This is a genomic window from Mesorhizobium helmanticense, from assembly GCF_003034915.1.
Taxonomy (GTDB): domain Bacteria; phylum Pseudomonadota; class Alphaproteobacteria; order Rhizobiales; family Rhizobiaceae; genus Mesorhizobium; species Mesorhizobium helmanticense.
Window position 1 is genome coordinate 184784 of sequence record NZ_PZJX01000026.1, and the last position, 19773, is coordinate 204556.

At 63.9% G+C, this 19773-nt stretch carries 15 protein-coding genes; 10 read left to right on the top strand and 5 right to left on the bottom strand.

Features of this window, described 5'->3' with window-relative positions; genetic code table 11:
- The first annotated feature begins 82 nt into the window (after nt 1-82).
- Nucleotides 83-1594: an L-piperidine-6-carboxylate dehydrogenase gene (gene amaB / locus C9427_RS13335; RefSeq protein ID WP_107649625.1), complete on the top strand. Its 1512-nt coding sequence runs from the start codon at nt 83-85 to the stop codon at nt 1592-1594.
- On the opposite strand, the gene C9427_RS13340 is transcribed toward amaB, so the two are convergent.
- Nucleotides 1591-3087: an HAL/PAL/TAL family ammonia-lyase gene (locus C9427_RS13340; protein ID WP_107649626.1), complete on the bottom strand. Its 1497-nt coding sequence runs from the start codon at nt 3085-3087 to the stop codon at nt 1591-1593. The genes amaB and C9427_RS13340 overlap by 4 nt on opposite strands.
- 661 nt (nt 3088-3748) lie before the next feature.
- Here C9427_RS13340 and C9427_RS13345 point away from each other — a divergent pair.
- The 7 genes from C9427_RS13345 to C9427_RS13375 all read left to right on the top strand — a co-directional run bounded on the left by C9427_RS13345 (nt 3749) and on the right by C9427_RS13375 (nt 12671).
- A complete protein-coding gene (locus C9427_RS13345) occupies nt 3749-5284 on the top strand; it encodes an FGGY-family carbohydrate kinase (protein WP_107649627.1) in 1536 nt (511 codons plus the stop codon).
- Entirely contained in the window at nt 5281-6057 is a 777-nt protein-coding gene (locus C9427_RS13350) for a DeoR/GlpR family DNA-binding transcription regulator (RefSeq protein ID WP_107649628.1), read from the top strand. The genes C9427_RS13345 and C9427_RS13350 overlap by 4 nt, the downstream gene beginning before the upstream one ends.
- A complete protein-coding gene (locus C9427_RS13355) occupies nt 6054-7817 on the top strand; it encodes a glycerol-3-phosphate dehydrogenase/oxidase (RefSeq protein WP_167434337.1) in 1764 nt (587 codons plus the stop codon). The genes C9427_RS13350 and C9427_RS13355 overlap by 4 nt, the downstream gene beginning before the upstream one ends.
- A 498-nt stretch (nt 7818-8315) precedes the next feature.
- Nucleotides 8316-8981, top strand: coding sequence for a DUF2291 family protein (locus tag C9427_RS13360; protein ID WP_107649629.1), 666 nt, complete (start codon nt 8316-8318; stop codon nt 8979-8981).
- A complete protein-coding gene (locus C9427_RS13365; RefSeq protein ID WP_107649630.1) occupies nt 8978-10525 on the top strand; it encodes a sugar ABC transporter ATP-binding protein in 1548 nt (515 codons plus the stop codon). The genes C9427_RS13360 and C9427_RS13365 overlap by 4 nt, the downstream gene beginning before the upstream one ends.
- Nucleotides 10522-11679, top strand: a complete 1158-nt coding sequence (locus tag C9427_RS13370) for an ABC transporter permease (protein WP_165779579.1) — start codon at nt 10522-10524, stop codon at nt 11677-11679. The genes C9427_RS13365 and C9427_RS13370 overlap by 4 nt, the downstream gene beginning before the upstream one ends.
- Before the next feature lie 32 nt (nt 11680-11711).
- Nucleotides 11712-12671 (top strand): D-ribose ABC transporter substrate-binding protein, encoded by a 960-nt coding sequence (locus C9427_RS13375; protein ID WP_107649661.1) that lies wholly within the window; start codon nt 11712-11714, stop codon nt 12669-12671.
- Nucleotides 12672-12778: 107 nt separating this feature from the next.
- On the opposite strand, the gene C9427_RS13380 is transcribed toward C9427_RS13375, so the two are convergent.
- The 4 genes from C9427_RS13380 to C9427_RS13395 form a co-directional block, all read right to left on the bottom strand.
- Complete coding sequence (locus C9427_RS13380; protein ID WP_245437065.1) at nt 12779-13423, bottom strand: hydroxypyruvate isomerase family protein; 645 nt, start codon at nt 13421-13423, stop codon at nt 12779-12781.
- 134 nt (nt 13424-13557) lie between these two features.
- Nucleotides 13558-14193 carry a 3-oxo-tetronate 4-phosphate decarboxylase gene (gene otnC / locus C9427_RS13385; RefSeq protein WP_107649631.1) on the bottom strand — a complete coding sequence of 212 codons (636 nt, stop codon included), beginning with the start codon at nt 14191-14193 and terminating at the stop codon, nt 13558-13560.
- Nucleotides 14190-15443, bottom strand: coding sequence for a 3-oxo-tetronate kinase (gene otnK, locus C9427_RS13390; RefSeq protein ID WP_107649632.1), 1254 nt, complete (start codon nt 15441-15443; stop codon nt 14190-14192). Before otnK ends, otnC begins: the two co-directional genes overlap by 4 nt.
- Nucleotides 15444-15915: 472 nt before the next feature.
- Nucleotides 15916-17286, bottom strand: a complete 1371-nt coding sequence (locus C9427_RS13395) for an aminotransferase-like domain-containing protein (RefSeq protein WP_107649633.1) — start codon at nt 17284-17286, stop codon at nt 15916-15918.
- Between the two features lie 142 nt (nt 17287-17428).
- Here C9427_RS13395 and C9427_RS13400 point away from each other — a divergent pair, with 142 nt between their 5' ends.
- Nucleotides 17429-18748 (top strand): hydroxymethylglutaryl-CoA reductase, degradative, encoded by a 1320-nt coding sequence (locus C9427_RS13400; protein WP_107649634.1) that lies wholly within the window; start codon nt 17429-17431, stop codon nt 18746-18748.
- A 3-nt stretch (nt 18749-18751) separates the two neighbouring features.
- Nucleotides 18752-19759 (top strand): ABC transporter permease, encoded by a 1008-nt coding sequence (locus C9427_RS13405; protein WP_107649635.1) that lies wholly within the window; start codon nt 18752-18754, stop codon nt 19757-19759.
- Nucleotides 19760-19773 lie beyond the last annotated feature (14 nt).

A 19773-nucleotide genomic window follows, 5' to 3' on the forward strand; every position in this document is an offset into this window, starting at 1 on the left:
GACAGCGCCTGATGTGCCCGATGGCGCACGGCGCAAGGCTTTGACCTCCGTCCTTTGAGCGACGGACCTGAAAGGGAAAAATATGACGATTGCGAAGGAAGCGGCCGATCTCCTGGCCAAATTGGGCGTCGCCAAGGACGCGCTTGTCGGTGGCGACCTCATCGTGCGCAGCCCGGTGACCGGTGAACAGATCGCGGCGCTGAAGACGATTTCGCCGGCCGAGGCGGCAAGGACCATCGATGCCGCCCACAAGGCCTTCCAGGCCTGGCGGCTGGTGCCGGGGCCGAGGCGCGGCGAACTGGTGCGGCTGCTCGGCGAGGAACTGCGCGCGCACAAGGCCGAGCTCGGCCGGCTGGTGTCGATCGAGGTCGGCAAGATTCCGTCCGAGGGGCTTGGCGAGGTGCAGGAGATGATCGACATCTGCGATTTTGCTGTCGGCCTTTCCCGCCAGCTCTATGGCTTGACCATCGCCACCGAACGCCCGGGACACCGCATGATGGAGACCTGGCATCCGCTGGGCGTGGTCGGCGTCATCTCGGCCTTCAACTTCCCGGTCGCGGTGTGGTCGTGGAACGCGGCACTGGCGCTGGTTTGCGGCGATGCGGTGGTGTGGAAGCCGTCGGAAAAGACGCCGCTGACCGCGCTTGCCTGCGAGGCGATCTTCAAGCGCGCGGCCAAGCGTTTTGGCGATGCTCCCGAGGGACTGGCGCCGGTGCTGATCGGCGATCGCGCCGTCGGTGAAATCCTGGTCGACCATCCCAAGGTGCCGCTGGTCTCGGCCACCGGCTCGACCCGCATGGGCAGGGATGTCGGGCCGCGCCTGGCGAAGCGGTTTGCGCGCGCCGTGCTGGAGCTCGGCGGCAACAATGCCGGCATCGTCTGCCCGACGGCCGATCTCGACATGGCGCTGCGCGCCATCGCCTTCGGCGCCATGGGCACGGCTGGCCAGCGCTGCACGACGCTGCGGCGCCTGTTCGTGCATGACAGCGTCTACGACGCCTTGGTGCCGCGGCTGAAGAAAGCCTATGAGAGCGTTTCGGTCGGCAATCCGCTGGAGACATCGGCGCTGGTCGGTCCGCTGATCGACAAGGCGGCTTTCGAGAATATGCAGAAGGCGCTGAAGGAAGCGGTTTCGCATGGCGGCAAGGTGACCGGCGGCGCGCGCGTCGAGAACGGCCACCCCGACGCTTACTATGTGCATCCTGCCTTGGTCGAAATGCAAAGCCAGGTTTCGCCGGTGACCGAAGAGACCTTCGCGCCGATCCTCTATGTGATGAAATACTCGGACTTCGACGCCGTGCTCGACGAGCACAATGCGGTCGGCGCCGGCCTGTCGTCGTCGATCTTCACCCGCGACCTGCAGGAATCCGAGCGCTTCCTCGGCGTCGACGGCTCGGATTGCGGCATCGCCAACGTCAACATTGGCACGTCGGGAGCCGAGATCGGCGGCGCCTTCGGCGGCGAGAAGGAAACCGGCGGCGGTCGAGAGTCGGGCTCCGATGCCTGGAAGGCCTATATGCGCCGCGCCACCAATACGGTGAATTATTCCAAGGCGCTGCCGCTTGCCCAGGGCGTCTCCTTCGACATCGACTAGGAACAGGATTGCGCGATCATGGCGGCGATGCTGGCGACATCGCAGCCCAACTCCCGGTCCTCCTCGAGGGGAGCAACCCGTTCGCGCACCGTCCTGTAGGCCTCGTCGGCGCCGCGGCCCAATCTGTCCGCTACACCCCGGATCTCGGCGGCGTAAGCCGCAGAGATGAGCTCCATGGCGACGAGGTAGCGGAATCGCTCGACGATCTGGTTGACCTTGGCGATGACCGCCGGCGCCATCGACGACTGATCCTCGACCCAGTCCGAAACCGCGATCGGGGTCAAAGAGATCGGGCTGGCGAGAAAGCGGATTTCGGCTTCCATCGCTGAAACGGGTTTCTGCAAAATGGCAAAACCCATGCGGTTCTGGCCGTTTGCCGCCAGGAAACGCGGCAGGCCGGCTACCGCAGGGGACATGAGTTTGATCGTCCGGTTGGCGATGCCCGCCGCCGCATGCGCCAACGCCTGGCTCAGCCGCTCCCAGGACAGGACGAAAGCGGTCATGTCGAAATTGCCATGCGAGACAATCCGGTCCTCCCCGGCCAGGACGACCGGATTGTCGCCGGAACTGGCCAATTCGATCTCGGTCGCGGCCCTGGCCTCGTCGATCGCGTGGCGAAGCGCGCCCCAGACCTGCGGCACGCAGCGATAGCTCAGCGGATCCTGGATCCGGCGGGCAGCGCCTTCCTTGAACAGCGTGCTGCCCGACAATAGCTCACGCAACCGTGCCGCCACCGCTCTCTGGCCGAAGGCGGGCCGTGCCGCCATGGCCGAATCGTCGAGCGAACTGACATTGGCGCGGAATGCCTCCAAATTCAGTGCGACAGCCCTGAGCGACCACTCGAAGGCCCGCTCAATGTCCTCCAGCGCCAGGCAGGCCTGGGCGACAGACAGGCTGTTGGCGACGATGATGGCGTGGCCGTCCTTGGCATGGATGTCGAGCGGCTTCAGCCCGGCGCGTTCGAGCGCCTCGGCCGCCGGCATGGTCTCGCCGCCATACTCCGCCTGGCCGTGGCCAAGCAGGCCCAGCGTCATATGGGCAAGCGGCGCGAGATCGGCCGCACCCAGCGAGCCGAGCGACGGCACCACCGGATGCAGGCCGGCGTTCAGCGCGGCGACAAGCCCCTCGAACACGGCAGGCGAAATGCCGGTGCCGCCGGCAGCCATGCCGGCGATCCGCACCGCCATCATCGCGCGCACCGCCTCCCGCGGCAAAGCCTCCCCGAAACCGACCGCATGACCGAAAGAAACCCGCCGCTGATAGGCGATCAGATCCTCCCCGCTCAGCGGCGTATCCACGGCGGCGCCCAGCGCGGTGGTCAGCCCGTAGACCGGACGGTTCTCCGCCGCATGGCGTTCGATCACCGCGCGGCTGGCGCGGATCAGGGCGTCCGCCTCGGGAGAGACCTCGACCAATGAATGGCGGCGGGCGATGGCGGCAATGTCCTGCGTCCGCAGCGGCGCGGCGGTCAGTCGGACGGGCGTCGATGTCATGGATGCTTCCCCCAATTCGGCAATGCAATTCCTTGGTGTAGCCGAGTAGCCCGCTGTCAGGGTAGTGTCTCGCTCATGCCCGGCGTGAAATAGAAAGCTATATTGTTTGAAGCCGTCTTTGAGCGTCTGGCTCAAACCGGAAGCCGGGTCCGGCCTGAAGCTCTGGCTGGTTGACAACCGCCATACGTGCAAAGAGTCGCCGACTGTTGGCAACAGGCTGTCGGATACCACTCGTTGCGACGCTGCAACGGCCCAATAGCCATATTTGCGGACTAGCCCCTCGAAAATCACACTCATTGACGTTAATTTAACACCATAGTATGGTCGATTCCGTTGGTTCGTATTCTCGCTGCCATGTTCAAACGCGGCTTGTTCGCCGTCTCTGTATCCACAGGGCATCGCGACCAAAAGGGAATCCACGCCATCGACAGGGATGAAGCCGCAGCCTTCTTCCGCCGGCGTCAAAGCGCAGCGCGTCAGAATCCTGCTCTTGCGGCGGGACGGCAGAAGTGGTGTTGCGGTCGCCAGGCGGCTGCCCGACGAGGGATGGGTCCATGATGTCTACCGGCACGCAGATGGTTCGACGTGAACATCCTTTGCTCTAGTTGGCGCGAGGACGAGTTCGCGATGCGTATCGGCAAGCGCTGAGCCAGAGGGAGCCATGTCCAGCCTGCTTGGGATCGACAACGGCCTGACGGTGACGAAGGCAGTGATCTTCGATGCCGACGGCTCGCAATTGGCGGTGGCGCGACGGCGTGTGCCGCAATCCATGCCGCATGCGCGCTGGGTCGAACGCGACATGGCGGGCCTCTGGCAAGCGACCGCCGAGGCGATCGGCGAGGCGATTGCCTTGAGCGGCAGGCCGGCCAGCGACATCGAGGCGGTGGCGGCGACCGCGCATGGCGACGGCGTCTACCTGCTCGACAGGGAGCGCCGGCCGCTCGGCCCCGGCATATTGTCGCTGGACAGCCGGGCAGGCGATATCGTCGACAGATGGTCGCAAGGTCCTGTGTTCGCCGAGGCGCTCGCCGTGACCGGCCAGGTGCCGCACGCATCCTCGCCGTCGTCGCTGCTGGTCTGGTTGCGGGAGCACGATCCGGAACGCTTCAACCGGATAGCTCACATATTCGCCTGCAAGGACTGGCTGCGTTTTTGCCTGACCGGAACCATCGGCACCGACCTCACTGAGGCGAGCACGTCCTTCACCGATATGCGCACGCAAAATTTTGCGCCGGAAGCGATGCGCATCTTCGGCCTTGAGGAATTGTTCGAGGCGTTGCCACCGGTGGCGCATTCGGCCGATATCGTCGGCCACGTCACCGCCGATGCAGCGGCGCTCACCGGGCTAGCCGAAGGCACGCCGGTCGCGTGCGGCCTGCACGATGTCACGGCCTCGGCGCTTGGCATGGGCGGCCACGAGGAGGGCGTGGTCAGCATCGTCGCCGGCACTTATTCGATCAACGAAATCGTCTCCGCCGAGCCGCGCGTCGACAGGCGCTGGTTCTGCCGCAACGCCATCGACCGCGGGCGTTGGAACAACATGTCGATCTCGCCGGCCTCGACGGCGAATTACGACTGGTTCCTCGACACGCTTTGCCGCTCGGAGCAGGACGAAACCAGAAGGACCGGCAGCTCGATCCACGAAATGCTGGCGGCAGAGATCGACGTGGCGCTTGGCAAGCCGTCGACCATCTTCTTCCACCCCTATCTGTTCGGCTCGCCTTACGGCAATGCCGCCAGCGCCAGCTTTCTCGGCCTGCATGGCTGGCACGATCGCGGCGACATGCTGAAGGCGGTGCTGGAAGGCATCGTGTTCAATCATCGCACGCATGTCGAAGCGCTGCGCGAGGGCTTTGCCGTTCGCGAGGTGCGGCTTACCGGCGGCGGGTCGCGCAATCCGGCCTTCGCGCAGATGTTCGCCGATGTGCTCGACGTACCGGTCATCGTCACCTCGACCGACGAGGCGGCGGCCTTCGGCTCGGCCCTTTGCGCCGGTGCGGCGGTTGGCCTTTTTGCCTCGCCGCAACAGGGAGCGCGCGCCTTCAGCAAGGTGAGCCGCGAATATCTGCCCGACAGAGCGCGGAGCGCTGTTTTCGAGGACCGGTTTTCTCTTTACTGCCGCATTGCCGAATCGCTCAAGCCGCTCTGGCCTGAGATTGAAAGGCTGGCGGGGCAAGGCATCGGGGGAACTGCATGATCAAGGCCGACGAACGGCGCGAGGAAATCGCCGATTATGTGATCAAGCTTGGCCAGGTGCGCATCGACGATCTGGTTGAGCATTTCGGCGTGTCGCGCATGACCATCCACCGCCACATCGATCAGTTGGCGCATCAGGGCGTGCTGCGCAAGCTGCATGGTGCGGTGACCGTGCAGCCTTCCGGCCTTTATGAAAGCGCTTTCCGCTACAGGGTCACGGTCGGCAGGGCCGAGAAGGATGCGCTGGCACATGCGGCGCTGGACTATGTCGAAGCAGGTCAGGCGGTCATGCTGGACGATTCGACGACGGCGAACGCGATCGCGCCGCTGCTGCTCGACATCAAGCCATTGACCGTGATCACCAACAGCGTGGCGACCGCGGCGCTGCTGACCAATGTCGACGACATCGACTTCATCTGCCTCGGCGGTCAGTTCCACCGCACCTACAATGCCTATATCGGCATCGTCTGCGAGAATGCCGTGGCGCAACTACGCGCCAATCTTTTGATCTGCTCGGCTTCGGCAATCTCCGGCACGACTGCCTTCATCCAGGACCAGCATGTGGTGCGGGTCAAGCAAGCGATGTTTGCCGCCTCGACCAAACGCATTCTTGCCGTCGACCATTCCAAGTTCGACAAGGTCGCCCTGCATGTCTTCGACGATCTGACCCGCTTCGACGCAGTGCTGACGACCGACGGCATAAGCGACGCGCAGGCGCAAAAGCTCGAACAGGCCGGCGTAAAACTGCGTGTCGTCAACATGGCCCGGTCATGAACCCTGCCGACGACGCCGGCCTGTCGCATTCCGCTGTACCGGACCACACCGTACCGGACCACACTGGGCGCATCGCCGCCATGGCCAGGACGGGCGAGGTCGACGTCGTCATTCTTGGCGCCGGCATCAACGGCGCCGGCCTGTTTCGCGATCTGTGCGCGCAAGGCGTCAGTTGCCTGATCGTCGACAAGGGCGATTTCGGATCGGGCACCAGTGCGGCGCCCTCGCGGCTGATCCATGGCGGTCTCAAATATCTCGAAACCGGCGAGTTCGGACTGGTGGCGCAGTCGACGCTGGAGCGCAATCTCTTGCTGAAGAACGCGCCGCACTATGTCAGCCCGCTGCCGACGGTCATCCCGATCTTCTCCTGGAGCAAAGGCATGTGGGCGGCGCTGCGTACGTTGCTGGGCTCGACCAGCGCGCCGCGCAGCCGCGGCGCCATCCTCATCAAGATCGGTCTGGCAATCTACGATTTTTACGGGTCGCGGCACAGGGTGATGCCGCGCCACCGGCTGGTCGGACGGCGGCGGGCGCTGCGCGATATGCCGGCGCTGACCAGGTCAATCGTCGCCACCGGCACCTATTACGACGCCAAGATCAGTCATCCCGAAAGGCTGGTGCTCGAGCTGATCACAGACGGGCTGGCGGCAAGTATGCTCGCTGCGGCCGCCAATTACACGGCGCTGGTCTCTTCGTCCAATGGCGTGCTGACTTTTCGGTCAAAAGGCGCAGGCCAGTCCGAGGATAGCGGCGTGTTTTCGGTGCGGCCGAAACTGGTCGTCAATGCAGCCGGTCCGTGGATCGACGATGTCAACGCCTTGCTCGGCGCGCCGTCGAAAATGATCGGCGGCACAAAGGGCTCGCACATCCTGTTGAAGCACGACGAGTTGGTGCGAAGCCTGGCGGGCCGCATGCTCTATTTCGAAGCCGATGATGGCCGCATCTGCCTTGTCTACGACTATCTCGGTCTCGCGCTCGTCGGCTCGACCGACATCCAGGCCGACAATCCCGACACGGTACGCTGCGAGCCGCAGGAGATCGACTATCTGCTCGAAAGCGTTCGAGCGCTGCTGCCTGGCATGAGCTTCGGACGCGATCAGATCGTCTATGCCTATAGCGGCATCAGGCCCTTGCCCGCATCCGACACCTCTGTGCCCGGCTTGATCAGCAGGGACCATTCGGCGCCGGTTGCCGAGCCGGAGCCTTCGCGTCCGTTTCCGATCATCTCCCTGGTCGGTGGCAAATGGACGACGTTTCGCGGCTTTGCCGAAGAGGTTGCCAACACGGTGCTCAATCGGCTGGGACGCGGCCGCAAGGTCACCACGCGATCGATGGCGATCGGCGGCGGCAAGGATTTTCCAACCGAGGCGGTCGCCCGGACCGCCTGGCTGGCCGAGGCCAGGTCGGCCACAGGCGCCGACCTGCGTCGTCTCGACCAGCTTCTGTCGCGCTATGGAACCAAGGCGTTGCAGATCGCCCGCCACCAAAGCCCGTGGAGCAATGAAGATCGCCTGCCGGGGGCGAGCGACTACGGCACGTCCGAAATCGACTACATAGTCCGCAACGAATTCGTCGAGCATCTCACCGATATCGTCATGCGGCGCACGACGCTTGCCATTGGCGGTTCCCTGACCATGGGCGATTTGAAGCAGATCGCCGCCATTGCGGGCCGGGCTCGGAATTGGGGTTCGCAGCGGATTTCGGATGAGCTCGACGCTGCTGTCGCGCAACTCGGCGACAAAAATCTCGTGCGATTGTGATCTGCTCGCTGATCCCGACCGATGGGTCGCCGCAATATCCTGTCTTCGACAAATACTCTGTAAAAACAGTATGTTAATCTTCTCTGGCGGATTTCGCGTCTCCGGGTGCGTTGGGAGTCGAGCCAAATATCACATATCTTGACGTGAACTTAACACTATTGTATGGTCGATTTCGTGCTTGGGCCTGGACCTGTGGGACGGTTTCGGCTCGTGAGGAATTTCTTGCCTAGGCAGTTGGCTGACGAACCGGCGCATCAGTCGCAAGACCGTGCAGCTTCCGAACACTGGCTGTTGGTTCCCGGTCACGATCAACTGCTGCGCGGCAAGGGTCTCTCGATGGCGCCGTTGCACGCGGATACCTTCGAAGGCCGATTGACAACGACACGAACGCGTGAAAAATTTTTCAACTGAAGATAATAATATCATCTCGGGAGGAGATGGAATGAAATCCAGCAACGCCGCCAGTCGTGGTCGTGAGCTGATCGTGGTCGTCGTGCCATGAGCTCGCAGTCCACGATCAATCGGCGCGTGACGCCGGGCGTGCGATGGCCGGGGGTTCGCTGGATTGTCGCCGCGGCCGCAATCCTCGTCTTGCTGGCCGCCATGGCTCTCGACACCAAGGTCGTCGTAATCGGTTCGGCGGAAGACGCGCGCAAGGTTGCGTTTTCGCCGGAGGCATTTGGCAAGTCCGAGTTTCCGAATGTCCAGTCCGCCGTCGACCAGCGCGCGGTGGCCGCCGGTGTCCTGGCATCGGCCATCGCCAAGGACAAGGCCGCGGCGGAGAAGCAATATGGCGTGCCGGCCAATGTCGGGACGGAATTCTCCGTCAAGTTCACCGGCGTCGTCGGCGAAGGGAAGTCCGGCATCTATGCCGTCAAGGTCGACGATGTTCCGAGCACCCTGGTCATTCGGGTGCAGACCGGGCCGGCGATCAACGGAACCGACCTGCGCGATGCCACCGGTACGATCACATTTGGCCAATTCACCAACCAGATCGAGTATCAGAACGCCGGATCGGCCCTGAACAACGAGATGAAGAAGCAGGTCCTGTCGACCATCGACAACACTAAGCTCACCGGTAAGACGGTCTCGGTCGTCGGCGTCTTCAAGTTGGTCAACCCCAAAGGCTGGCTCGTCACGCCCGTGAAGCTGAGCGTTCAATGAATGCGGCAGCACAATTCGAGCCGGCTCCAGCGGACACCGTGCTCGCGGCGCGCAACATCGTAAAATCCTATGGCGGCACGCACGCTCTCAAGGGCGTCAATTTCGACATCCGCCGTGGTGAGGTCACCACGCTGTTCGGAGAGAATGGCGCCGGCAAGTCGACGCTGATGAAGATCCTCTCCGGTGTCGAGACGCCGACATCGGGAAGCATCGAACTCGATGGCCGTCCCGTCGCTTTCTCGTCGACTGTCGATGCGCGGGACCGCGGCATCTCGATAATCCATCAGGAATTGAGCCTCGCGCCCAATCTGAGCGTGCGCGACAACATCTTTATGGGTCGCGAGTTGCGCGGGCGGACAGGCCTCGACTTCGCCGAGGAGGCTCGTCAGACGCGACTGCTGATGGCCGATCTCGAGGAAGACATCGATCCGCTGACCCTGGTGCAAGATCTGCGCCTTGGGCAGCAGCAGATTGTCGAGATCGCGCGCGCGCTGTCGGTGGATTCGCGTATACTGATCATGGACGAGCCGACGTCCGCGCTGAGCGCGACCGAGGTCGAGGTGCTGTTCCGCGTGATCCGGGACCTGACCGCCCGCGGCGTCTCGATCGTCTACATCTCCCATCATCTCGAGGAGGCGCTGCAGATCACCGACCACGCGGTGGTGCTGCGGGACGGAACGATCACGGCCACGGCCAAAGCGAAGGATATCGATCTCGAATGGATCGTCCGCAACATGGTGGGCGAGAACTTCGACCTGGGATCGCCGCCCGACGGCTACGCCTTTGGCGAGGTCGCCTTGTCGATCGAGGATGTGAGCATCGCCGATAGCTCGGGTTCGGACCGTCTGGTCGTCGACCGGCTGTCGCTCGATGTCCGTGCCGGCGAGATCGTCTGCATTTACGGGCTGATGGGCGCCGGGCGCACGGAATTGCTGGAATGTGTCGCCGGACGCCTGCCGGTGACGGGCGGGCGGGTTCTGCTGGAGGGCGAGGACATCTCCCGCCTCGGCATTGCCGAACGCATATCAAGGGGGCTGGTGCTGGTGCCCGAGGACCGGCAACGCGACGGTCTGGTCCAGACGATGTCCGTGGGGACCAATCTGTCGCTGGCCAGCATTGGCGCCTTCGTCACCGGGATGTTCCTGTCCCGGTCGCGGGAGCGCTCGCTGGTCGAGCGTTCCATACGCGACGTGCGGGTCAAGACCGCGGGCGGAGGCGCGCCCATCGGATCACTGTCCGGCGGCAATCAGCAGAAGGTCGTCATCGGCAAGATGCTGACGACGAAGCCCAAGGTCATGCTCCTGGACGAGCCCAGCCGCGGCATCGACGTCGGCGCCAAGGCGGAAGTGTTCCGGCTGCTCGGCGAGCGGGCCGCGCAGGGCCTCGCGGTCGTGTTCTCGACTTCGGAAGTCGCCGAATGCCTTGGGATCGCGCACCGCATCATCGTCATGCGCCGGGGCAGGATTTCGGCAGAGTTCGGCGCTGGCGTCACGAAAGAGCAGATCATGGCCGCCTCGGGCGAGGCCGTGATCGCCTCGTCATGAAGAATACAGGAGCCCAGACCGTGACCGATGTCAGCCAGAACCGCAGCCGCTCCGGCCCGAAAACATCGAGCGGCGGCTTCAGCCTGGCCAAGCTGTTGCTGGAGGGCCGGGCGTTCCTCGCGCTGATCGTGATCATCGTCGTGTTCTCGATGCTGTCGCCCTATTACTTTTCGCTCGGCAATTTCCTCACCATGGCCTCGCATGTCGCCATCTTCGGCATACTGGCGGTCGGCATGCTGCTGGTCATCCTCAATGGCGGCATCGACCTGTCGGTGGGATCGACGCTCGGCCTGTCGGGGGTCATCGCCGGATTCCTGATGCAGGGCGTGCAGTTGCAAACGCTTGGCGTCGTGCTGTTTCCTCCTGTCTGGGTGGTTGTGGTGCTGGTGTGTGTGCTGGGCGCGCTGGTCGGCCTGGTCAACGGCGTCCTCATCGCCTGGCTGAAAGTGCCGGCCTTCGTGGCCACGCTGGGCATGCTCTATGTGGTGCGTGGCGCGGCGCTGCTGATGACCAACGGCCTGACCTACAACGACCTTGGCGGCAAGCCGGAGCTCGGCAATACCGGCTTCGACTGGCTGGGCTTCAACCGGCTGTTCGGGGTTCCGATCGGCGTGCTGGTCATGGCGGTCATCGCCATCATCGGCAGCATCATCCTCAATCGCACCGCCTTCGGCCGCTGGCTCTATGCCTCCGGCGGCAATGAGCGCGCCGCCGAACTTTCCGGCGTGCCGGTGAAGAAAGTCCAGGTGGCTGTCTACATGCTCTCCGGCATATGCGCCTCGGTGGCCGGCCTCATCCTGTCCTCGGAACTGACCTCGGCGGGGCCGACCGCAGGCAATTCCTACGAACTGACGGCAATCGCGGCCGTCGTCATCGGCGGCGCCGCGCTCACCGGTGGTCGCGGTAATATCCGCGGAACGCTGGTCGGGGCCTTCGTCATCGGCTTCCTCTCCGATGGTCTGGTGATCATCGGCGTGTCCGCCTATTGGCAAACAGTGTTCACGGGCGCGGTCATCGTGTTGGCGGTGCTGCTCAACGCCATCCAGTATCGCCGTCGCGTCAGGCTGCCTGGCCCGACCGACGGCCCTTCGACTTCTCCGCAACAAGGCAAGGCCCGAACGGCCGATCCCGCTCACGAGAAGATTGCCGGGTGACCGGCGCCATCAACAACCAAGGAGGAAATTTCATGTACAGCAAGGCAAGAATTCTGATGCTCACGGCCTTTGCGCTGGCCGCTCCGGTCCTCGCAGGATCCGTGACCGCGGCGTCGGCTGAAGGTCTCATCTCGATCATCGTCATCGATCCGGCGAACCCGTACTGGCTGACCGAAGGCAACGTCGCCAAGGCCGAGGCCGAGAAACTCGGCTACACCGCGACGGTCGGCGCCTCGAAAGCCGACACCAATACGGAGAGCAAGCTGATCGACACCGCGATCACCAACAAATCCGTGGCCATCATCCTCGATCCCGCTGACGCCAGCGGGTCCATCGGCGCGGTGAAGAAGGCTATTGCCGCGAACATCCCGGTCTTCCTCGTCAATGCCGAGATCAATCAGGAAGGCCTGGCCAAGGCGCAGCTCGTTTCCAACAACGCGCAGGGCGCAGCACTTGGCGGTCAGCAATGGGTCACGGACATCGGTGAGAAGGGCAATTACGTCGAGCTGCTCGGCGCCCCCTCCGACAATAACGCAGCGACCCGGTCAAACGGCTACGAGACCGTGATCAGCCAGTATCCGGACCTCAAGAAGGTCGGCTCTGAAGTCGCCAACTGGGACCGTACCCAGGGCCATGACAAGATGCAGAGCCTGCTGCAGGCCCATCCCGATATCATCGGCGTGACCAGCGGCAATGACGAGATGGCGCTCGGCGCGATCGCTGCGCTGAAAGAGGCCGGGAAACTGTCGAGCATCAAGGTCGGCGGCTTCGACGGCTCTCCGGACGCCGTCGCCGCGATCAAGGCGGGCGACCTGCAATACACCGTGCTCCAGCCGGTGGCCGTCTACTCGGCGAAGGCCGTGCAACAGGCCGACTCGTTCATCAAGACCGGCAAGACCGGAGCCGCGACGGAGAAGCAGTTGTTCGACTGCCTGCTCATCACCAAGGACAATGTCGACAAGTACACGGCGCCCTTCACGCTCTCGGAATAAAACGGAAGAGGAGTGTCCCATGGGACACTCCTCGCTCGGTCGAGAGTCGTAAGGTGACAGCCTGGCGGCCACCTCGCAGGCCGCTGTCACCGCCTTCGCTGCTTTGTCTACAGCGAAACCTGCAGCGTCTTCAGCCAGCGCAACCCCTCATCGGTGCCGGCGCGTGGCCTGTATTCGCAGCCGACCCAGCCGGCATAGCTGAGCCCATCCAGTGCTGCGAACACGGCGCCATAGGCGATCTCGCCCTCGTCCGGTTCGGCGCGGCTTGGAACGGCGGCGATCTGCACATGGCCGATCATCGGCAGGTGCCGTTCGAGGCGTTTGAGGATGTCGCCTTCGCTGACGCCGACATGATAGACGTCGAACATGATCCGGATGTTGGGCGCGCCGACGCGCTCGATCAATGCTGCGGCTTCCGCGATCGTCGAATAGAAATAACCCGGCTTGTCGCGCTGGTTGATCGGCTCCAGAAGCAATGTCAGGTCCGGGGCGGCACCGGCGGCAAAAGCGAGATTGCGCGCGAATATCTCCGTGGCTTCCGGCTTGGCCGCCGGCTCGACGACGCCGGCCATGACATGGACCGACGAGGCGCCGCTCTGGCGCGCATAGTCTGCCGCCTGAAGGAAGCTCTTCTCGAAATCCGCCTGCCGGCCAGGCAAAACGCCGAGGCCGAAATCGCCCTTGGCCGTGTCGCCAGGAGGCGTGTTGATGCCGAGCAATTCTACGCCGTGCCCTTCGCAGGCCTGCTTCACAAGCCCGGCCGGGATGTCTTAAGGCCAATGCAATTCAACCGCCTTGAAGCCCGCCGACGCAGCGGCAGCGATACGATCCAGCAAGGGCAGATCGGTCCACAGGAAACCGAGATTCGCGGAAAATTTCGGCATGGTCACTTCAACTTGAAATGCTGGTTGAGTTCGGCGATGGCGCCGGCGTCGAGATGGCGCACGCTCATGCCTCGCAAGATGATGGCAAGCTTTGCCGCTTCCTCAAGCTCCTCGATGGCGAAGACCGCCGCATCAAGCGAGGCGCCGGCGACCACCGGCCCGTGGTTCTCCAGGAGGACGGCGGGATGGCGCGCGGCCAGTGCGTCTATCAGCGGCTTGACCGCCGCGGATCCGGGGCGCGTATAGGGCACGACCGGCACCTGCCCGACGCGCATGACGACATAGGGCGTGATCGGTGGGATCGCGTCGGCCGGATCGACATCCGCAAGGCAGGATAGTGCGGTCGCATAGGTCGAATGAAGATGCACAACGGCGCGCGCCGTGGGGCGCTGATCGTAGAAGCCGAAATGCAGCGGCAATTCCTTGGTCGGCGCATCGCCCGAGACATGCTTGCCCGAGGTGTCGAGCTTGGACAGCCTGTCGGCGTCGAGAAAGCCGAGACAGGAATTGGTCTGCGTGAACAGAAAGCCGTCATCGAGCCTCGCCGACATGTTGCCCGACGAGCCTGCGGTGAGGCCGCGCTCGAACAGCGATTTGCCCCATCTGACCAGATTGTCGCGGATTGCCTGCTCGCTCATGGCGTACCGATCCTTTGCACTGCCTTCTCGAAAAAATCACTCGCGCCAAAATTGCCGCTCTTCAGTGCGAGGCCAAGCGGGCCGTCGCGTTCGGCCAGCAATGCCGGCACGCCCGGGTCGATCTCTTCGCCAATCTGCAGGCTGCTCACGCCCAGTGCCTCAACGATGGCCCCGGACGTCTCGCCGCCGCCGACCACCACGCGGCGCACGCCGCCATCGACCAGCCGACGCACCAGCGTTGCGAAGAAAAGCTCGATGGCGTCGGCCACCTCGGCGCGCCCGTAACGCGCCTGGGCGCCGGCAACAGCGCCGGCGTTGGCTGTCGAATAGATGATCGGCGCTTGCTTCTGGCGCCAGAACCAATCGACAGCCTGGTCGACGGTCATGGTTCCGTCCATGAGTGCTGCCGGATCAAGTGCTAGGCCGGGATGGGCAGCGAGATAGGCGGCGACCTGCGCCTGCGAAGCCTTCGAACAGGAACCGCACAGCACTACGGCGGGTCCGGTGGCACCGGCGGCAGAATGAGCTTTCCGGGATAGCCGGCCAGCCTTGCGGAAATTCTCCGGCAGTCCCATGGCGATGCCGGAGCCGCCGGTCACAAGCCTGTGGCCGGCAAGCGCCTGGCCGAGCAGCAGAAGATCGTCTTCCGCGACAGCATCGGCGACGACAAGCCGGCGGCCCTGCGCCTGTTGCTCCGCGAAGGCCCGGCCGATCGCGGCGACGCCACCACGGACCGTGTCCAGCGGTACCAGCCCCACGTCGCCACGGGTCTGAAGCCGAAGCCAACGGCGGATATCGGCGTCGGTCATCGGCGTGAGCGGATGGTTCTCCATGCCGGATTCGTTCAACAGCCGGTCGCCGACGAACAGATGGCCCATGAACAGCCGGCGTCCGGTTGCGGGAAAGGCCGGACAGACAACCGCCATGTCCGCTCCGAGAAGATCGAGCAGGGCTTCGGCGACCGGACCGATATTGCCTTTCGGCGTGGAATCGAATGTCGAACAGTATTTGAAGATGATCTGTTCGCAGCCCTGGGCCAGCAGCCAGCGCGCGGCCTCGAGCGACTGGCGCACCGCCTCCTCGGCAGCGATGGAGCGTGTCTTCAAGGCGACAACGCCTGCCTCGCAGCCGGACGGCGCGGCACCGGCCGCGATGCCGACGAATTGCGTCGTCGCCATGCCACCCTTGGCCAGCGTGTTGGCGAGATCGCTGGCACCGGTGAAATCGTCGGCGATGGCCCCTAGAAGCATGGCGAATTCCTAGAGCAAAATAAGGTTGGATTTGATCACTTTACCGGGCTGGTTTGAGGCAATCCTTCGGACGCGATCTGCAACATGACCGTATCGCATACGCCCTCTTTCGCGGTCGGCTTTTGGATCGCTTCGTGCTGAGGAGAAAGGGGAACCGGCATCACGATCGCCGACAACTTTGCTGTTAATCGGTCCAGTTAAAACCATTCTCCCATGGCTGTCACGCTAAAGCTCAAACACGGGCCGGGGCGGTTTCAATCTGCGCATGTGGCTCTATGGAGTGGGCTGATGTGGCCTACCGTGCCGTCGTTGAAACGTCACATGGGCTGACCCATATAAGTGCTGCGTCGGATGTCTCCTCCCATTGCATCCGATGCGTTCCCCTCTGGAGGTTTTAAACCTTCATGCTTGGCCGGACTTAACAGTCCGGCCTTTTTCTATTGAGGACCCGCGTGGCCGACAGGTGTCGATTTCACCGCTGTTGGGTAGCGCGGAAGAGAAAATCATAGAATCTTGGATCTTCCGCCCAGGCGATGTTGATGCGTATTCCGGCCGCTGCCGTCTGCTTTGCCGGTGCAAAGACGCTGCCTGGGGCGATGAAGATGCCTTCGCGCGCGCCCTGGCGGGCCAGTTCGATATCGTCGATATGCGGCGGCAATTCGAGATAGACATAATAGCCGCCCGTCGGCTCGGCGAACAGCTTCAGTCCGCCCTTCAGCAAACGGGGAACCACCATCTCGGTGGCCTGGCGCACACGCTGTCCAAGCCGCTTCAGATGCCTGCGGTAATGGCCTTCGTTGATCAGTCCGAGGATCAGCCGCTCGATATGCCCGGAACTGTTGACCGTGGTCAGCATCTTCAACTCAGCCAGTGAGGCGATGAGGTCGGGACGCGCGGCGATATAACCGCAGCGCAGGCTGGCCGACAGCGTCTTGGCAAAGGTGCGCACGCAGATGACGTTCTGCAACTGATCGAGCGGCGCCAGGCCGACGCCACGCACCGTCGGCAGATCGACGAACGGGTCGTCCTCGACCACAAGCATGTCGCAGCGCGCGGCGATCGTCAGGATCGAATGGGCGGTCGGCAGATTGGTCGAGCTGCCCGTGGGATTGTGGGCGAGCGATTGCGTGAAGAACAGCTTAGGACGCTCACGCTCGGCCTTGCCGGCGAGGTCCTCGAGGTCAGGGCCGGTTTGCGTCCGCCTCACGCCGACCATGCGGATCTGCGCCAGCTTCAGCTTGGCGAACAGCGGGTAATAGCCGGGGTCGTCGACCAGCACCGTGTCGCCGGCGACGAGAAAGCGGCGGATGATCAGGTCCAGCGCATGGTTGGCGCCGAAGGTCAGCAGGATCTGTTCCGGGCTCGCCTGCACCTCGCGTTCCATGAGGTCGAAGGCCAGCCGCTCGCGCAGCGCCGGCAGGCCCATTGCCGAGCCATAGCCGTCGCTGCTGGAGCGCTGGTGCCGGCCGAGCAGCCCGAGGTGGCGACGCACTTCCGATTCCTCCATCCATGAGGCGGGCGGGCGCCCGTCGCCGACACGGATCGAAAAACTCTCCTCCAGTTGCGCATTGAGCAGCGAGGCGATGTCGACCGCTTCCGCGACATGGCGCGGACGTTCGCTCGGCGTCTGCCGACGGCGCTCGGCCACCGTGAAGCCGGCGCCGGGCCGGGAATGCGCGATCCCCGCGGAGACGAGCCGGTCATAGGCGTCGACGATGGTGTTCTTGGAAACGTCGAATTGCCCGGCGGCCTTGCGTATGGACGGAAGCTTGGCGCCGACGGCAAGGGAGCCGACCTCGATGCGCCTCCTGATTTCTGCCGCCACGGCCTCGGCGCGCGTCATCTCAGAACATCCTCCGATGGGCTGCGTGCCCGAAAATGAACTGGTACAGTCTGTTGCTGTTTCCCAAAACTGTACCTTGATAGATGGTATCAGTTAAACGATAGCTGCCTCAACGACAAGCATTCGCAGGGAGGCGATCGTAATGGGGGCTGTCCAGGACAGCGGTGTCGGGCCGCGGCTGAATTCCCGCATCGAGAAATTCCGCGACCTGTCGCCGGCCGATCGCCTGACGGCAGTCGGCGATGCGGCGCGTCTTGCGCAGGCGGATCGCGATGCCTTGCGTGGCGGCGTCCTGCCCCTCGATCTCGCCAATGGCATGATCGAGAATGTGGTCGGCACCTTCGAGATACCGCTCGGCGTCGCCACCAATTTCACCATCAACGGTCGCGACTACCTCATTCCGATGGCGGTGGAAGAACCGTCGGTGGTCGCCGCCGCTTCCTACATGGCGCGCATCGCGCGTGGCTGTGGCGGCTTCGAGACATCGAGCACCGCGCCGATCATGAGGGCGCAGGTGCAGATCCTCGGCCTCTCCGATCCGCATGGCGCGCGCGCCAGGCTTTTGTCCGCCCGCGACCAGATCATCGCCGCCGCCAATGAAAAGGACCAGGTGCTGATCGGGCTCGGCGGCGGCTGCCGCGAGATCGAGGTGCAGGTGTTCGAGGACACCGCCGTCGGGCCGATGGTGGTGCTGCATCTGCTCGTCGATGTGCGCGACGCGATGGGCGCCAACACGGTCAACACCATGGCCGAAGCGGTCGCGCCGATGATCGAACGCATTTCGGGCGGCACCGTTCGGCTGCGCATCCTCTCCAACCTGGCCGACCTCAGGCTGGCGCGGGCGCGGGTGCGGCTGACGCCAAAGGCGTTGGCGACGAAGGAGTTCACCGGCGAACGCATGGCCGCCGGCATCGTCGAGGCCTGTTCGCTGGCGATTGTCGATCCCTACCGGGCGGCCACGCACAACAAGGGTATCATGAACGGCATCGATCCGGTCGTGGTCGCAACCGGCAATGACTGGCGGGCGATCGAGGCGGGTGCCCATGCCTGGGCGGCGCGCAGCGGCCGCTATACGTCGTTGAGCCGCTGGGAGATCGACGCCGCCGGCAATCTCATGGGCACGCTGGAAATGCCGATGGCGCTGGGCATGGTCGGCGGCGCCACCAAGACGCACCCGGCCGCGCGCGCGGCGCTGAAACTGCTGGGCGTGACCAGTGCGCAGGAGCTTGCCGAGGTCACCGTCGCCGTTGGACTGGCGCAGAACATGGCGGCGCTCAGGGCGCTGGCCACCGAGGGCATCCAGCGCGGACACATGGCGCTGCACGCCCGCAACATCGCCATCGTGGCGGGCGCGAGCGGCGCCGATATCGATACGGTGGCAAGGGAACTCGCGGCCGACCACGATGTGCGTGTCGACCGCGCCCGGGAAATCCTTCTCAGACTCGGCAAAGAGAAGGCCTGAGCGGTGAGCGGGGCGGTTGCACAGGGAAATCAGGCACAGCTCTCCGGCCTGCTCAAGAGCCAGGAAGGCATCGTGCTGGTGCTGGCGGTGCTGGCCTTCGTGCTGTTCTCGTTGCTGCTGCCGTCCTTCTTCAGCCCGGGCAATATCCTCGCCCTGATCAGGAGCGTCTCGATCCTCGGCATCCTGGCGCTCGGCATGGCGCTGGTCGTCATCGCCAGGGGCATCGACGTCTCGATGATCGCGACGATGGTGGTGTCGGTGTCCTGGGCCTTCGTCATCGCCCGCTCGGGTTACTCGTTGGAATTCGCGCTGCTGGTCGGCGCGCTGTTTGCGGTGGTCGCCGGCGTGTTGATCGGGGTGCTGATCGCCTTCGGCGAGGTCGCGCCGATCTTCGCGACGCTGGCCGCGGGCTCGGTCATCTACGGCCTTGGCCGCACCTTCTTCTTCACCCTGGAGATGCAGAATGTGCCGCCGGACGCAGGATGGTTCTCGCTCATCGGCCAGGGCCGCATTCTCGGCGTTCCGGTAACGGTGGTGGTGTTTGGTGTGCTTTGCCTGGCGCTGCACCTTGTGCTCAGCCGCACGCGGTTCGGCTGGCAGACCTATGCGATGGGCAACAATCCTGGTGCCGCCAGGATCACCGGCATTTCCAACCGGCCGATGATCGTGGCGCAATATGCGATCAGCGCGCTGGTCGCTTATGGCGCAGGACTGGTGCTTGCCTCGTCGGCGTCGGCGATCAATGCCCGGCTTTTCAATTCGACGATGATCTACGACATCCTTCTGGTCGTCGTCCTGGGCGGCATCGGCCTGAATGGCGGCCACGGCAAGGTCCGCAACGTCATTCTGGGCACGATCTTCGTCGGCATCCTGCTCAACGGCATGACGATCATGAACATCCCTTACACGATCCAGAACCTCGTCAAGGGCGTGGTCCTGCTTCTGGCCATCGTCATCGATTCGCTCGTCAATCCGCGCGACGAGCAGACATCCCAACAGGGGGATCTCTGACACTTAATTTCAAC

Bases quoted from the DNA above. Each gene is read 5' to 3' on its own strand.
- amaB (WP_107649625.1), top strand. From the start codon at position 83: ATGACGATTGCGAAGGAAGCGGCCGATCTCCTGGCCAAATTGGGCGTC.
- C9427_RS13340 (WP_107649626.1), bottom strand. From the start codon at position 3,087: ATGACATCGACGCCCGTCCGACTGACCGCCGCGCCGCTGCGGACGCAG.
- C9427_RS13345 (WP_107649627.1), top strand. From the start codon at position 3,749: ATGTCCAGCCTGCTTGGGATCGACAACGGCCTGACGGTGACGAAGGCA.
- C9427_RS13350 (WP_107649628.1), top strand. From the start codon at position 5,281: ATGATCAAGGCCGACGAACGGCGCGAGGAAATCGCCGATTATGTGATC.
- C9427_RS13355 (WP_167434337.1), top strand. From the start codon at position 6,054: ATGAACCCTGCCGACGACGCCGGCCTGTCGCATTCCGCTGTACCGGAC.
- C9427_RS13360 (WP_107649629.1), top strand. From the start codon at position 8,316: ATGAGCTCGCAGTCCACGATCAATCGGCGCGTGACGCCGGGCGTGCGA.
- C9427_RS13365 (WP_107649630.1), top strand. From the start codon at position 8,978: ATGAATGCGGCAGCACAATTCGAGCCGGCTCCAGCGGACACCGTGCTC.
- C9427_RS13370 (WP_165779579.1), top strand. From the start codon at position 10,522: ATGAAGAATACAGGAGCCCAGACCGTGACCGATGTCAGCCAGAACCGC.
- C9427_RS13375 (WP_107649661.1), top strand. From the start codon at position 11,712: ATGTACAGCAAGGCAAGAATTCTGATGCTCACGGCCTTTGCGCTGGCC.
- otnC (WP_107649631.1), bottom strand. From the start codon at position 14,193: ATGAGCGAGCAGGCAATCCGCGACAATCTGGTCAGATGGGGCAAATCG.
- otnK (WP_107649632.1), bottom strand. From the start codon at position 15,443: ATGCTTCTAGGGGCCATCGCCGACGATTTCACCGGTGCCAGCGATCTC.
- C9427_RS13395 (WP_107649633.1), bottom strand. From the start codon at position 17,286: ATGACGCGCGCCGAGGCCGTGGCGGCAGAAATCAGGAGGCGCATCGAG.
- C9427_RS13400 (WP_107649634.1), top strand. From the start codon at position 17,429: ATGGGGGCTGTCCAGGACAGCGGTGTCGGGCCGCGGCTGAATTCCCGC.